The sequence below is a fragment of the Curtobacterium sp. VKM Ac-1393 genome, assembly GCF_015350995.1.
In the GTDB taxonomy this organism is placed as follows: Bacteria; Actinomycetota; Actinomycetes; order Actinomycetales; family Microbacteriaceae; genus Curtobacterium.
Genome location: NZ_JADKRW010000004.1, coordinates 251,215 through 264,908 on the forward strand (window position 1 = coordinate 251,215; position 13,694 = coordinate 264,908).

Sequence of the window (13,694 nt, forward strand, 5' to 3'; positions counted from 1 at the left end):
CGCGACCGTGCCGGTGTCGATCGGCAGGGCCGACCAGGCTGACGGATGCCAGCCACTGTCAAGGAAACCGTAACGGCGGCCCGTGCGCAAACGCACGGGCCGCCGACGGGGGTTACTGGGAGACGGTGCCGCCAGCAGCCACGATCTTCTCGGCGGCGGACGCCGAGACCTTGTCGACCGTGACCGTGATCTTCACGGTGATGTCACCCTGACCGAGAACCTTGACCTTCTCGTTCTTGCGGACGGCGCCCTTGGCGACCAGGCCCGCAACGGTGACGTCGCCACCATCGGGGTAGAGCTCCGAGATCTTGTCCAGGTTCACGACCTGGTACTCGACCCGGAACGGGTTCTTGAACCCGCGGAGCTTCGGGGTGCGCATGTGCAGCGGCATCTGCCCACCCTCGAAGCCGACCCGGACCTGGTAACGGGCCTTCGTGCCCTTGGTACCACGTCCAGCGGTCTTGCCCTTCGAGCCCTCACCGCGACCCACACGGGTGCGGTCCTTCTTGGCGCCCTCGGCGGGGCGGAGGTGGTGCAGCTTCAGCACCTGCACGCGCTCGTTCTTCTCGTCGCTCATGCGTCGACCTCCTCGACCTTCACGAGGTGCGCCACCGTTGCGATGTACCCGCGGTTCTGGGCGTTGTCCTCACGCTCGACCGTACGGCCGATGCGCTTGAGACCCAGGCTGCGGAGCGTGTCGCGCTGGTACTGCTTCTCGCTGATAACGGACTTGATCTGCGTGATCTTCAGCGTCGCCATCACGCACCTGCCTTCTCGGTCGCGGCACGCAGTGCTGCGGCCTCGGCCTGGAGCAGACGAGCCGGGACGACCCGCTCGACGTCGAGGCCACGACGGCTCGCGACGGCGCGGGGCTCCTCGAGCTGCTTCAGAGCCTCGACGGTCGCGTGCACGATGTTGATCGTGTTGGACGAACCGAGCGACTTGCTCAGGACGTCGTGGATACCGGCGCACTCGAGCACGGCGCGGACCGGACCACCGGCGATGACACCGGTACCCGGGCCAGCCGGACGCAGGAGGACGACGCCAGCGGCGGCTTCGCCCTGCACGGGGTGCGGGATGGTGTTGCCGACGCGCGGGACGCGGAAGAAGTTCTTCTTCGCCTCTTCGACGCCCTTGGAGATCGCCGTGGGGACCTCCTTGGCCTTGCCGTAGCCGACGCCCACGAGGCCGTTGCCGTCACCGACGACGACCAGCGCCGTGAAGCTGAAGCGACGACCGCCCTTGACGACCTTCGACACGCGGTTGATGGTCACGACGCGCTCGAGGAACTGGCTGTCGCTGCCGCGGTTGTTGCGGTCACGGCCCTGCTGACGGTCACGCCCGCCACCACGACGGCCACGGTTGTCGGCCGAGTCGCGGTTGTTGGATGCGGAACCCGCAGCGGTCTCGACGGGACGCTCGGCGACGGCAGGTGCCTCCGCCTCCTTGCCCTTCGCGGCCGTGTCGGTGGCCTCGGCGCCCTCAGCGGGTGCCTCGGCACCCTCGGCGGTTGCCTCCGTGCTCGCCTCGGCGGCAGCAGTGGCCTCCGTGGTCTCGACGGCGTCCGTGGCCTCGACGGCCTCGGTCTTGGCGTCTTCGTTGGTGTTCGCGTTGTCGCTCACAGGTTCAGCCCTCCTTCACGGGCACCGTCGGCGATCGCGGCGACGCGACCGGCGTACTTGCTGCCGCCGCGGTCGAAGACCACGGCCTCGACGCCAGCCGACTTCGCGCGCTCGGCGAGGAGCTCACCGACGCGACGGGCCTTGGCGGTCTTGTCGCCGTCGAACGAGCGGAGGTCGGCCTCCATCGTCGAGGCGCTTGCGAGGGTGTGACCCTTCGCGTCGTCGATGACCTGCACGAACACGTGACGCGACGAGCGGGTGACGGCGAGACGGGGACGAGCCTCGGTGCCGGTGATCTTCTTGCGGAGACGGTTGTGACGGCGCGCCTTGGCGGCCGCCTTGCTCTTGCCTCGTGTCTTGAGGAGTCCCATGATCACTTACCTGACTTTCCGGCCTTGCGGCGCACGTTCTCGCCGGCGTAACGGACACCCTTGCCCTTGTACGGCTCGGGCTTCCGGAGCTTCCGGATGTTCGCCGCCACTTCGCCCACGGCCTGCTTGTCGATGCCGTTGACGGTGACCTTGTTGTTGCCCTCCACCGCGAAGCTGATGCCCGCCGGCGGCTCGACCGTGATCGAGTGGGAGTACCCGAGCGCGAACTCGAGGTTCGAGCCCTTCGCCTGCACGCGGTAACCGGTGCCGACGACCTCGAGGCCCTTGGTGTAGCCCTGAGTGACGCCGATGATGTTGTTGGCGATCAGGGTACGGGTCAGGCCGTGGAGCGAACGCGACTCGCGCTCGTCGTCCGGACGGGTGACGAGAACCTGGTTCTCCTCGACCTTGGCCTGGATGGGCTCCGCGATGACGAGCGCGAGCTCGCCCTTCGGGCCCTTGACCGCCACGCTCTGACCGTCAACGGAGACGGTCACGCCGGCGGGGATGTCGATGGGAAGACGTCCGATTCGTGACATTGTCGATCACCACACGTAGGCGAGGACTTCCCCACCCACGCCCTTCTGCTCGGCTTCGCGGTCGGTCAGGAGGCCGGACGAGGTCGAGAGGATCGCCACACCGAGGCCACCGAGGACCTGGGGGATCTCCGTCGACTTCGCGTAGACCCGGAGGCCCGGCTTCGAGACGCGCTTGATGCCGGCGATCGAACGCTCGCGCTCGGGGCCGTACTTCAGGTCGATGGTGAGGGTCTGCCCGACGCGGGCGTCCTCCACCTTCCACTCGCTGATGTAGCCCTCACGCTTGAGGATGTCGGCGATGTTCTTCTTGAGCTTGGAGCTCGGGAGCGCGACGGCGTCGTGGTGCGCGGAGTTCGCGTTCCGCAATCTGGTCAGCATGTCTGCGACCGGATCGGTCATCGTCATGATGTTCGTCCATTTCTCGCCTGGTTTCGACACCCGTTCCACGAATGCCGACCTGAGCGATCGAGTGACCCCGGGGCGGTTCCCCAGGGTCGGTGTGTTCGTGCGTGCGGGCCGGAGGACGTGAATCCTCCGGCCCGCACCGCCCGAAGTAGTTTAGACCGTCTGCTCGTTCGAGCGGAACGGGAAGCCGAGCTGACGGAGCAGCGCGCGTCCCTCGTCGTCCGTCTTCGCGGTGGTGACGACAGTGATGTCGAAGCCGCGGACACGGTCGATGCGGTCCTGGTCGATCTCGTGGAACACGGACTGCTCCGAGAGACCGAACGTGTAGTTGCCGTTGCCGTCGAACTGCTTGTCGCTGAGTCCGCGGAAGTCGCGGATGCGGGGCAGTGCGAGCGAGATCAGGCGGTCGAGGAACTCCCACGCACGGTCACCACGGAGGGTGACGTGTGCGCCGATGGCCTGACCCTCGCGCAGCTTGAACTGCGCGATGGACTTGCGGGCGATGTTGACCTGGGGCTTCTGACCCGTGATCGCCGTGAGGTCCTTGATGGCCCCGTCGATGATCTTCGAGTCGCGAGCCGCCTCGCCGACACCGGTGTTCACGACGACCTTGACCAGGCCGGGAACCTGGTTGACGTTCGCGTAACCGAACTGCTCGGTGAGCGTGGCCTTGATCTCGTCCTTGTACTTCTGCTTGAGGCGCGGCTGGGCCTTGGGGGCCTCAGTCGTTGCAGTCGTGTCAGTCATCAGATCTTCTCACCAGACTTCTTGGCGTAGCGGACGCGGACGGTCTTCTTGACGCCGCCCTTCTCCACCTCTTCGGTACGGAAGCCGACGCGGGTCGGCTTCTTCGTCTTCGGGTCGACGATGGCGACGTTCGACACGTGGATCGATGCCTCGTGCTTCTCGATGCCACCGGTCTTCGAGCCGCGCTGCGTCTGGCCGACGCGGACGTGCTTCGTGACGAAGTTCACGCCCTCGACGACGACACGCTGCTTGTCCTTGAGGACCTCGATGACCTTGCCCTGCTTGCCACGGTCGCCGCCACGTTCCTGCGTCGCGCCCGTGATGACCTGGACGAGGTCACCCTTCTTGATGTTCGCCATGGCTTACAGCACCTCCGGCGCGAGCGAGATGATCTTCATGAACTTCTTGTCACGGAGCTCGCGACCGACCGGACCGAAGATGCGCGTGCCGCGCGGGTCGCCGTCAGCCTTGAGGATCACTGCCGCGTTCTCGTCGAACTTGATGTAGGAGCCGTCCTGACGACGGGTCTCCTTCTTGGTGCGAACGATGACCGCCTTGACGACGTCACCCTTCTTCACGTTGCCGCCCGGGATGGCGTCCTTCACCGTGGCGACGATGACGTCACCGAGACCGGCGTAGCGACGACCCGAACCACCGAGCACGCGGATGGTCAAGATCTCCTTGGCACCCGTGTTGTCGGCGATCTTCAGGCGGGATTCCTGCTGAATCACTGCTGTCTCCTATTCCGAAGCAGGCCGAGGCCTACTTGGCCTTCTCGAGGATCTCGACCAGGCGCCAGCGCTTGGAAGCGCTGAGGGGACGGGTCTCGCTGATCACGACGAGGTCACCGACGCCGGCGGAGCCGAGCTCGTCGTGGGCCTTCACCTTGGACGTGCGACGGATGATCTTGCCGTAGAGCGCGTGCTTCACGCGGTCCTCGACCTCGACCACGATGGTCTTGTCCATCTTGTCGCTCGTCACGTAGCCGCGACGTGTCTTGCGGTAGCCGCGAGCGAGGGCGGCGGAGGTCTTCTCTTCGTTCGCCATTACTTCTCCTCGGCGGTCTCGGCCTCGGTCGACTCAGCCGGCTTGTCAGCCTTCTTCGTCGTCTTCTTGGCCTTGGTGGCGGTCTCGACGGGCGCGGGAGTGGCACGGATGCCGAGCTCGCGCTCGCGGAGGACGGTGTAGATGCGAGCGATGTCGCGCTTGACGGCACGGAGACGACCGTGGCTCTCCAGCTGGCCGGTGGCCGACTGGAAGCGGAGGTTGAAGAGTTCCTCCTTGGCCTTCTTCAGCTCGTCAGCGAGACGCTCGTTCTCGAACGTGTCGAGCTCCGTCGGACGGAGCTCCTTGGAACCGATCGCCATTATGCGTCGCCCTCCTCGCGCTTGATGATGCGTGCCTTGAGGGGCAGCTTGTGGATTGCACGGGTCAGCGCCTCGCGGGCGATGTCCTCGGTGACGCCGGAGAGCTCGAAGAGCACACGACCCGGCTTGACGTTGGCGACCCACCACTCGGGCGAGCCCTTACCGGAACCCATGCGGGTCTCAGCCGGCTTCTTGGTGAGCGGACGGTCCGGGTAGATGTTGATCCACACCTTGCCGCCACGCTTGATGTGACGCGTCATCGCGATACGAGCGGACTCGATCTGACGGTTGGTCACGTACGCCGGGGTGAGGGCCTGGATGCCGTAGTCGCCGAAGCTGACCTTGGTACCACCGGTGGCCTGACCCGAGCGCTTCGGGTGGTGCTGCTTACGGTGCTTGACTCGACGGGGAATAAGCATGGTTACGCCTCAACTCCTGCGCCGGCCGGCGCGTCCTGCGGGGCCTGCTGCGGGCGGCGGTCACCGCGGTCGCCGCCACGACGGTCGCCGCCGCGGTCGCCGCGCTCACCACGCGGGCCGCCACGACGCTCGGGGCGCGACGAACGCTGGTTCGCCTGCTCGCGAGCGAGCTCCTTGTTCGTGATGTCGCCCTTGTAGATCCAGACCTTCACGCCGATGCGGCCGAACGTGGTCCGGGCCTCGTAGAAGCCGTAGTCGATGTTCGCGCGGAGCGTGTGCAGGGGCACGCGGCCCTCGCGGTAGAACTCCGAACGCGACATCTCCGCGCCGCCGAGACGACCCGACACCTGGATGCGGACACCCTTGGCGCCGGCGCGCTGTGCACCCTGCAGGCCCTTGCGCATGGCGCGACGGAACGCGACACGAGCGGAAAGCTGCTCGGCGATGCCCTGCGCGACGAGCTGGGCCTCGGTCTCGGGGTTCTTGACCTCGAGGATGTTCAGCTGGATCTGCTTCTTGGTGAGCTTCTCGAGCTCACCGCGAACGCGCTCCGCCTCGGCGCCGCGGCGGCCGATGACGATGCCCGGACGCGCCGTGTGGATGTCCACGCGGACACGGTCACGGGTGCGCTCGAGCTCGATGCGGGCGACACCGGCGCGGTCGAGGGTCTTCTTCAGGTACTCGCGCACCTTGATGTCCTCGGCCACGTAGTCGGCGTAGCGCTGACCGGCCTTCTTGCTGTCGGTGAACCAGTGCGAGACGTGGTCCGTCGTGATCCCGAGACGGAAGCCGTACGGGTTGACCTTCTGGCCCATTAGTTGCTCGCCTTCTTGCTCGTCGCGGCAGCCTCGGCCTCTTCCGGCGTCGCGAGGACGACCGTGATGTGGCTGGTGCGCTTGTTGATGCGGAAGGCCCGGCCCTGGGCGCGCGGCTGGAACCGCTTCAGGGTCGTTCCCTCGTCGACGAAGACGCGGCTCACGTAGAGGTCGCGCTCGTCGAGGAAGCTGTTCGTCGAGTCAGCCTTCACCCGGGCGTTCGCGATCGCCGAAGCGACCAGCTTGTACACGGGCTCCGAAGCGCCCTGGGGGGCGAACTTCAGGATGGCGAGCGCCTCGTGGGCCTGCTTGCCGCGGATCAGCTCGATGACGCGACGGGCCTTCTGAGGCGTGACGCGGATGTGTCGCACGCGTGCGATCGACTCCACCATTTCGTTCCTCCTCTGCGTCCCCGCGTTAGCGGCGACGGCCCTTCTTGTCGTCCTTCACGTGACCACGGAAGGTGCGGGTCGGCGCGAACTCGCCGAGCTTGTGACCGACCATCGACTCGGTGACGAACACCGGGATGTGCTTGCGGCCGTCGTGCACCGCGATGGTGTGACCGAGCATGTTCGGGACGATCATCGACCGACGCGACCAGGTACGGATCACGTTCTTGGTGTTGGCCTCGTTCTGCGTGACGACCTTGCGGAGCAGGTGCTCGTCGACGAAGGGGCCCTTCTTCAGACTGCGTGGCATCTTCTGAACTCCTACTTGCGCTTCTTGCCGGCGTTACGGCGACGGACGATGAGCTTGTCGCTCGGCTTGTTCGGCTTGCGCGTACGACCCTCGGACTGGCCCCAGGGGCTGACCGGGTGACGACCACCGGAGGTCTTGCCCTCGCCACCACCGTGGGGGTGGTCGACCGGGTTCATCGCGACACCACGCACGGTCGGGCGGACGCCCTTCCAGCGCATGCGGCCGGCCTTGCCCCAGTTGATGTTCGACTGCTCGGCGTTGCCGACCTCGCCGATCGTGGCGCGGCAGCGTGCGTCGACGTTGCGGACCTCGCCCGACGGCAGACGGAGCTGCGCGTAGGGGCCGTCCTTGGCGACGAGACGGACCGAGGCGCCAGCCGAGCGGGCCATCTTCGCGCCGCCACCGGGGCGGAGCTCGATGGCGTGCACGACGGTACCCACGGGGATGTTGCGCAGCGGCAGGTTGTTGCCGGGCTTGATGTCGGCGCCGGCGCCCTGCTCGATGACGTCGCCCTGCTTCAGCTTGTTCGGCGCGATGATGTACCGCTTGGTGCCGTCCACGTAGTGCAGGAGCGCGATGCGCGCGGTGCGGTTGGGGTCGTACTCGATGTGAGCGACCTTGGCGTCCACGCCGTCCTTGTCGGACCGACGGAAGTCGATCACGCGGTACTGGCGCTTGTGGCCACCACCGATGTGACGCGTGGTGATACGGCCGGAGCTGTTGCGACCACCGGTCTTCGGCAGCGGACGAAGCAGGGACTTCTCCGGAGTCGAACGGGTGATCTCAGCGAAGTCTGCGACCGACGAGCCGCGACGACCGGGGGTCGTCGGCTTGTAGTTACGAATAGCCATGATTTATCCCTCTGGTCCTCAGCCGACAGCCGTGAAGATGTCGATCGAACCGGACTTGAGCGTCACGATGGCGCGCTTGGTGTCCTTGCGCTTGCCGAGACCGAACTTGGTGCGACGGGTCTTGCCCGGGCGGTTCAGCGTGTTGATGCTCGCGACCTTGACCTCGAAGATCTTCTCGATGGCGAGCTTGATCTCGGTCTTGTTCGAGCGGGGGTCCACGATGAACGTGTACTTGCCCTGGTCGATGAGCGCGTAGCTCTTCTCCGAGACGACCGGCGAGATGATGACGTCGCGCGGGTCCTTGTTGAAGCCGCTCATGCGGTGATCTCCTTCGCGGTCTTCGACGCGATGAAGGCGTCGAGGGCGCTCTTGCTGAAGACGACGGCGTCCGACTTGAGGACGTCGTAGGCGTTCAGCTGGCCGTACGAGAGCGCGTGGACGTTCGGCAGGTTGCGGATCGACTTGAGCGTCAGCTCGTCGTTCGACTCGAGCACGATCAGCACGTGCTTGACCGGCGCGACCTTCTCGAGCAGCGTGCGAGCGACCTTGGTCGACGGGACGTCGGCCTCGATGAAGCCGTCGACAGCCGAGATGCGGCCACCGCGGGCGCGGTCCGAGAGCGAGCCGAGCAGGGCTGCGGCGATCATCTTCTTGGGGGTGCGCTGCGAGTAGTCGCGGGGGGTCGGTCCGTGGACGACGCCACCACCGGTGTGCTCAGGAGCACGGACGGAACCCTGACGGGCGCGGCCGGTGCCCTTCTGCTTGAACGGCTTGCGACCGGCACCGCGGACTTCGCCGCGGTTCTTGGTCTTGTGGGTGCCCTGACGCGCGGCTGCGAGCTGCGCGGTGACGACCTGGTGGATCAGCGGGACGTTGGTCTCGACGTCGAACAGAGCTGCGGGCAGCTCGACGGTGCCGGACTTGACACCCGATGCGTCGAGGACGTCGATCGTGGTTGCGGTCGTGGTGGCCATGATCACTTACCCTTCACGGCGGTGCGGACGAAGACGGAGCGGCCACGAGCACCGGGGACGGCGCCCTTGACGAGCAGCAGACCCTTCTCGGCGTCGACGGCGTGCACCGTGAGGTTGAGGACGGTCACGCGGTCGCCACCCATACGACCGGCCATGCGCATGCCCTTGAAGACACGCGACGGGGTCGAGGAAGCACCGATCGAGCCGGGCTTGCGGTGGTTGCGGTGTGCACCGTGCGAGGCGCCGACGCCGTGGAAGCCGTGGCGCTTCATGACACCGGCGAAGCCCTTGCCCTTGGAGGTACCGACGACGTCGACCTTCTGGCCCGCCGTGAACGTGCCGTCCACGGTGAGCTCCTGGCCGAGCGTGTACTCAGCGGAGTCGTTGGTCCGGATCTCGGTGAGGGTGCGACGCGGGGTCACGCCAGCGGCCTCGAAGTGACCTGCGGCCGGCTTGTTGACCTTGCGCGGGTCGATGGCACCGGCGGCGATCTGGATCGCCTCGTAGCCGTCGCGCTCAGCGTTGCGGATCTGGGTGACCACGTTCGGTCCGACCTCGATCACGGTGACGGGGATGAACTTGTTGTTCTCGTCCCACACCTGGGTCATCCCGAGCTTCTTGCCGAGGAGGCCCTTGACGGTCTTGGTTGAGTTCGCCATTGGTCAGCCCCCTTACAGCTTGATCTCGATGTTGACGTCTGCCGGCAGGTCGAGTCGCATGAGCGAGTCGACGGCCTTCGGCGTCGGGTCGACGATGTCGATGACCCGCTTGTGCGTGCGCTTCTCGAAGTGCTCGCGCGAGTCCTTGTACTTGTGAGGGGAACGGATCACTGCGATCACGTTCTTCTCGGTGGGGAGTGGCACCGGGCCGACCACGGTTGCACCGGCACGGGTCACCGTGTCGACGATCTTCCGGGCCGACGTGTCGATGACCTCGTGGTCATACGACTTGAGCCGGATGCGGATCTTCTGTCCCGCCATGTGTCTCTTGTCCTCTCTCTGCGCCGCGCACCCGCAGGCCGCCTGACGCCGCTCGGCTCCGCATTGCTGCAGACCGTGCTGTTTTCCTGAACCAACCGGCCGCATCCGCTGGGGATGACCGCTGTTCACCTGTCAACCGCGCGGGCGACCTCGGCCGTCCAGCGTGGGCAATCGACTTCCTCGCACTCCGGGCGCAACGCAGTTGCGTCCGTCATGACCTCGGGGAGTCGTGTTCTGCTGCCTGCGGCCCAACCCAGCCCTGCTGAACAAGGGGGTTGTGCACTGCCAGAGCAGTGATCCTGCGGACTCGCACCCGCGGGGAATTCGGAACCGGACAAGTCTCGCATGTCCCCGGCTCACGTGCAACCCGGGCGTGTCGCGAAATGCCGGGCGTGTCGACACCGGGTCGCTTCCCCGGTTCCACGGGGATCGGGCGGCCTGGAGGCACGGGTCGACCCCGCAACGCGGAGCGCCCTCCGGACGTGGTCCGGAGGGCGCTCGTGGGGACGGTTACTCGGCCGTCACCGGGGGCACGAACCACGGCGGGAAGACCGCGACTCGCGGTGCGTGCCCACCGTGGTCGGCCAGCACGGCGCGGACGGTCTGACGGGCCTTGTCGTTCGGCACGCCGATGACCGCAACCGAGGAGAACGGGACGGTCGGCCCCGCGAGGAGCTCGAGTCCGAGCATCTCCGGATCGGTGAAGTCGGTGCGACGGATCAGGTTCGTCGCGGCGTCGGGGCCGACGGCGAACCGGGCGTCGTCGGCGTCGGCGTCCTGGTCGGCGACGACCACCGAGTCACCGAACGCGGACACCGGCACGACGAGCACCACGTAGTCCACGGCGCGCGTGCGTCGCGCGGCGTCGGACCAGCGCGCACCTGCGGCACCGGTGCGGAGCTCGTCCCAGCGGACGGCGTCGGGCGACAGGGTGAACGGCACGTGCGTCGCGATCGTGCTGCCGTCGGGCGCTTCGGCCTCGGCGCGGGCTGCCCGGGTCTCCGGGCTGCTGACGTCGACCGAGGGCTCGGCCTGGTCGGCAGCCAGGATCGCACCGGACCCGACGATGCCGTCGAGGTTGTCGATGTGGGTCACGTGGTGCGCGCGCAGCGACGCGAAGACCCGCGCCTCCGGCAGGTCCGCGGAGGACGACCGGAGCGACGTCGGAGAACGGAGCGACGTCCCGGGGCCGGAGGCCGGCGGGTCGACGCGGAGGTTGGTGGTGATGCGCGTCCGGCGTGGCGAGGGAGCAGGAGGGATGTCCGACTCCGCACGCTGGCGGGGTGCGCAGATGTCGCAGAGCTCGGTGGGGAAACCGTGGATGCACTCGTCAGTCACGACTGTTGTGGGTCCTTCCGTGCCGTGTGGGGTGGTCCGGCACGTCGACCAACGCTACGTCATCCGGACGCTCCCGGGGTCATTGACGGTAGAGCAAGGCCCGAACCTCGGACTCCGCGGCGTGGATCCGGGCCGGATCGATGGTCTCACCGTGCTCGTACGCGTCCAGCAGCCGCGGGTCGATGTAGCTCTGTCGGCACACCGTCGGGGTGTTGCCGAGCTCGTCGCTCGCCGCCTTCACCGCACGGGACACCGCACGCTTGCGCTTGGCCTCCGACGGCTGCGGTCCGGTCTGTGCGAGGTCGACGGCCGCGGCCACCGTCCCGTGCAGCGTCCGGAAGTCCTTCGCCGTGAAGTCGTCACCGGCGCGCTCCTTGACGTACCCGTTGATGTCCTCGGCGGAGAGCGGCTCCCACTCGTCGCCACGGCGCTCACGGAAGGACAGCAGGCGCGCGTTCGGCCCACGGCGCTTCATGCCGACGATCACCGAGGCCAGGTCCGCGTCGTGGATCGACGAGGACCACTCCTGCCCGCTCTTGCCGGGGAAGTCGAGCTCGATGTCGTCACCCGAGACGTGTGCGTGGGCGCAGAGCAGCGTCGACAGCCCACGACTGCCGTGCTCGTTCGCGTACCGCTCGGAACCCACCCGGAGCGACCCCTGGTCGAGCATCCGGAACGCCGCTGCGAGGGCCCGGCGACGATCGGGCTCCGGGCGGCGGAGGTCCTGCGTCACCCCGCGTCGGGCGACCGGCAGCGACTCCGCGAGGGCGAGCGCGCGGTCGTACTTGATCCGGTCCATCCGCTCGCGCCAGGACGGGTGGTACATGTACTGACGCCGACCGGCACCGTCGATCCCGGTCGCGAGGACGTGGCCGTTCTCGAACGGCGAGATCCACACGTCCTCCCACGCCGGCGGGATGACGAGCTCCTCGAGCCGTCGGCGCACGGCGCGGTCGGTGACGGTCGCGCCGTCGGGATCGCGGTAGGAGAAGCCGCGTCCGCTCCGGACACGGTGGTAGCCACGACCGGAGGTCGTGGAGCGGCGCAGACGGGTCACGCTCTCGAGCCAACTCCCCCGTGCCTGAGACGCCGCATGGGGCGGACAGGGGCCTCCGCGGCGGGCCGGCGCCGCGCCTCCCGTCCGTGCCCTGCGATGGCCGTCAGCGACCGCCAGTGGCTCCTGAACGGCTCAGCCGGTCGGCTCGGGAACGAGAAAGCGGGGCCGAGCCCGAAGGCTCGACCCCGCTGACGCAGGTAACCGGAGTTACTTGAGGATCTTCTCGACCGTACCGGCGCCCACCGTGCGGCCACCCTCACGGATGGCGAAGCGGAGGCCCTCTTCCATGGCGATCGGCTGGATCAGCTCGACGGTCATGGCGACGGTGTCGCCGGGCATGACCATCTCGGTGCCCTCGGGCAGCGTGATGACGCCGGTGACGTCCGTGGTGCGGAAGTAGAACTGCGGACGGTAGTTCGCGTAGAACGGGTTGTGACGCCCGCCCTCTTCCTTGGTCAGGATGTACGAGTTCGCCTGGAACTCGGTGTGCGGCGTGACCGAACCGGGCTTGACGACGACCTGGCCGCGCTCCACGTCCTCGCGCTTGAGGCCACGGATGAGCAGACCGGTGTTGTCACCGGCGACCGCCTGGTCGAGCAGCTTGCGGAACATCTCGATGCCCGTGACCGTGGTCTTCTGCGTCGCGCGGATGCCGACGATCTCGACCTCGGCGTTCAGGTTGAGCGTTCCACGCTCGACGCGACCGGTGACGACCGTGCCACGACCGGTGATCGTGAAGACGTCCTCGATCGGCATCAGGAACGGCTGGTCGGTGGCGCGCACCGGGTCCGGCACGTGCTCGTCGACCTGGGCCATGAGCTCCTGGACCGACTTGACCCACTTCTCGTCGCCCTCGAGCGCCTTGAGCGCCGAGACCTGCACGACGGGGGCGTCCTCGTCGAACTGCTGCGAGCCGAGGAGCTCGCGGACCTCGAGCTCGACGAGCTCCAGGATCTCCTCGTCGTCCACCATGTCGGACTTGTTCAGCGCGACGACGATGTAGGGGACGCCGACCTGGCGGGCGAGCAGCACGTGCTCACGCGTCTGGGGCATCGGGCCGTCGGTGGCGGCGACCACGAGGATCGCGCCGTCCATCTGCGCCGCACCCGTGATCATGTTCTTCACGTAGTCGGCGTGGCCGGGGGCGTCGACGTGCGCGTAGTGACGCTTCTCGGTCTGGTACTCGACGTGCGAGATGTTGATCGTGATGCCGCGCTGGCGCTCCTCGGGAGCGTTGTCGATCTGCGCGAAGTCACGGGCCTCGTTGAGGTCCGGGTACTGGTCGTGCAGAACCTTGGTGATCGCCGCCGTGAGCGTGGTCTTGCCGTGGTCGACGTGACCGATGGTTCCGATGTTGACGTGCGGCTTGGTGCGCTCGAACTTGGCCTTGGCCACTGTGGGTCCTCCTCAGGACTCGGAAGCGACACCCCCGGCCGGCCCTGGATGGGCTCTGGACCGTTGGTGCGCGGTGTGTGTCTTTACTTTACTTGGTGGCGAGGGGCCCGTCGCC

The 13,694-nt window shown here is 67.3% G+C and carries 23 protein-coding genes; all 23 read right to left on the reverse strand.

The window, feature by feature from the left end; genetic code table 11:
* Positions 1–112: 112 nt before the first annotated feature.
* Positions 113–577, reverse strand: coding sequence for a 50S ribosomal protein L15 (rplO, locus tag ITJ59_RS10670; RefSeq protein ID WP_027466723.1), 465 nt, complete (start codon positions 575–577; stop codon positions 113–115).
* Complete coding sequence (gene rpmD, locus ITJ59_RS10675; protein WP_173168934.1) at positions 574–759, reverse strand: 50S ribosomal protein L30; 186 nt, start codon at positions 757–759, stop codon at positions 574–576. Before rpmD ends, rplO begins: the two co-directional genes overlap by 4 nt.
* Positions 759–1,622 (reverse strand): 30S ribosomal protein S5, encoded by an 864-nt coding sequence (rpsE, locus tag ITJ59_RS10680; protein ID WP_194651089.1) that lies wholly within the window; start codon positions 1,620–1,622, stop codon positions 759–761. Before rpsE ends, rpmD begins: the two co-directional genes overlap by 1 nt.
* Positions 1,619–1,993 (reverse strand): 50S ribosomal protein L18, encoded by a 375-nt coding sequence (rplR, locus tag ITJ59_RS10685; RefSeq protein WP_031259041.1) that lies wholly within the window; start codon positions 1,991–1,993, stop codon positions 1,619–1,621. Before rplR ends, rpsE begins: the two co-directional genes overlap by 4 nt.
* A 2-nt stretch (positions 1,994–1,995) precedes the next feature.
* Positions 1,996–2,532, reverse strand: coding sequence for a 50S ribosomal protein L6 (gene rplF / locus ITJ59_RS10690; RefSeq protein WP_194651090.1), 537 nt, complete (start codon positions 2,530–2,532; stop codon positions 1,996–1,998).
* A gap of 6 nt (positions 2,533–2,538) precedes the next feature.
* On the reverse strand, positions 2,539–2,937 hold the full coding sequence (gene rpsH / locus ITJ59_RS10695) for a 30S ribosomal protein S8 (protein WP_017885519.1): 399 nt from the start codon (positions 2,935–2,937) through the stop codon (positions 2,539–2,541).
* Positions 2,938–3,090: 153 nt separating this feature from the next.
* Positions 3,091–3,684 carry a 50S ribosomal protein L5 gene (gene rplE, locus ITJ59_RS10700; protein WP_194651091.1) on the reverse strand — a complete coding sequence of 198 codons (594 nt, stop codon included), beginning with the start codon at positions 3,682–3,684 and terminating at the stop codon, positions 3,091–3,093.
* On the reverse strand, positions 3,684–4,043 hold the full coding sequence (rplX, locus tag ITJ59_RS10705; RefSeq protein WP_194651092.1) for a 50S ribosomal protein L24: 360 nt from the start codon (positions 4,041–4,043) through the stop codon (positions 3,684–3,686). Before rplX ends, rplE begins: the two co-directional genes overlap by 1 nt.
* A gap of 3 nt (positions 4,044–4,046) precedes the next feature.
* Positions 4,047–4,415: a 50S ribosomal protein L14 gene (gene rplN, locus ITJ59_RS10710; RefSeq protein WP_111083462.1), complete on the reverse strand. Its 369-nt coding sequence runs from the start codon at positions 4,413–4,415 to the stop codon at positions 4,047–4,049.
* Between the two features lie 31 nt (positions 4,416–4,446).
* Positions 4,447–4,731 carry a 30S ribosomal protein S17 gene (gene rpsQ / locus ITJ59_RS10715; RefSeq protein ID WP_194651093.1) on the reverse strand — a complete coding sequence of 95 codons (285 nt, stop codon included), beginning with the start codon at positions 4,729–4,731 and terminating at the stop codon, positions 4,447–4,449.
* Positions 4,731–5,051: a 50S ribosomal protein L29 gene (rpmC, locus tag ITJ59_RS10720; protein ID WP_111083464.1), complete on the reverse strand. Its 321-nt coding sequence runs from the start codon at positions 5,049–5,051 to the stop codon at positions 4,731–4,733. Before rpmC ends, rpsQ begins: the two co-directional genes overlap by 1 nt.
* Complete coding sequence (gene rplP / locus ITJ59_RS10725; RefSeq protein ID WP_111083465.1) at positions 5,051–5,470, reverse strand: 50S ribosomal protein L16; 420 nt, start codon at positions 5,468–5,470, stop codon at positions 5,051–5,053. Before rplP ends, rpmC begins: the two co-directional genes overlap by 1 nt.
* 2 nt (positions 5,471–5,472) lie before the next feature.
* Entirely contained in the window at positions 5,473–6,285 is an 813-nt protein-coding gene (gene rpsC, locus ITJ59_RS10730) for a 30S ribosomal protein S3 (RefSeq protein WP_017885527.1), read from the reverse strand.
* Positions 6,285–6,677: a 50S ribosomal protein L22 gene (gene rplV, locus ITJ59_RS10735; RefSeq protein ID WP_111083466.1), complete on the reverse strand. Its 393-nt coding sequence runs from the start codon at positions 6,675–6,677 to the stop codon at positions 6,285–6,287. Before rplV ends, rpsC begins: the two co-directional genes overlap by 1 nt.
* A gap of 25 nt (positions 6,678–6,702) precedes the next feature.
* Positions 6,703–6,984, reverse strand: a complete 282-nt coding sequence (rpsS, locus tag ITJ59_RS10740) for a 30S ribosomal protein S19 (protein ID WP_017885529.1) — start codon at positions 6,982–6,984, stop codon at positions 6,703–6,705.
* Positions 6,985–6,995: 11 nt separating this feature from the next.
* Positions 6,996–7,835 (reverse strand): 50S ribosomal protein L2, encoded by an 840-nt coding sequence (rplB, locus tag ITJ59_RS10745; RefSeq protein WP_194651094.1) that lies wholly within the window; start codon positions 7,833–7,835, stop codon positions 6,996–6,998.
* 18 nt (positions 7,836–7,853) lie between these two features.
* Entirely contained in the window at positions 7,854–8,153 is a 300-nt protein-coding gene (rplW, locus tag ITJ59_RS10750; RefSeq protein WP_111083468.1) for a 50S ribosomal protein L23, read from the reverse strand.
* Entirely contained in the window at positions 8,150–8,809 is a 660-nt protein-coding gene (gene rplD, locus ITJ59_RS10755) for a 50S ribosomal protein L4 (RefSeq protein WP_194651095.1), read from the reverse strand. Before rplD ends, rplW begins: the two co-directional genes overlap by 4 nt.
* Before the next feature lie 2 nt (positions 8,810–8,811).
* A complete protein-coding gene (gene rplC / locus ITJ59_RS10760) occupies positions 8,812–9,468 on the reverse strand; it encodes a 50S ribosomal protein L3 (protein ID WP_027466731.1) in 657 nt (218 codons plus the stop codon).
* 12 nt (positions 9,469–9,480) lie between these two features.
* A complete protein-coding gene (gene rpsJ, locus ITJ59_RS10765; protein WP_017885534.1) occupies positions 9,481–9,789 on the reverse strand; it encodes a 30S ribosomal protein S10 in 309 nt (102 codons plus the stop codon).
* A gap of 510 nt (positions 9,790–10,299) precedes the next feature.
* Positions 10,300–11,127 carry a DarT ssDNA thymidine ADP-ribosyltransferase family protein gene (locus ITJ59_RS10770; RefSeq protein WP_194651096.1) on the reverse strand — a complete coding sequence of 276 codons (828 nt, stop codon included), beginning with the start codon at positions 11,125–11,127 and terminating at the stop codon, positions 10,300–10,302.
* Positions 11,128–11,206: 79 nt separating this feature from the next.
* Positions 11,207–12,184 (reverse strand): DNA topoisomerase IB, encoded by a 978-nt coding sequence (locus ITJ59_RS10775; protein ID WP_194651097.1) that lies wholly within the window; start codon positions 12,182–12,184, stop codon positions 11,207–11,209.
* Between the two features lie 207 nt (positions 12,185–12,391).
* Entirely contained in the window at positions 12,392–13,579 is a 1,188-nt protein-coding gene (tuf, locus tag ITJ59_RS10780) for an elongation factor Tu (protein WP_123293136.1), read from the reverse strand.
* Positions 13,580–13,694 lie beyond the last annotated feature (115 nt).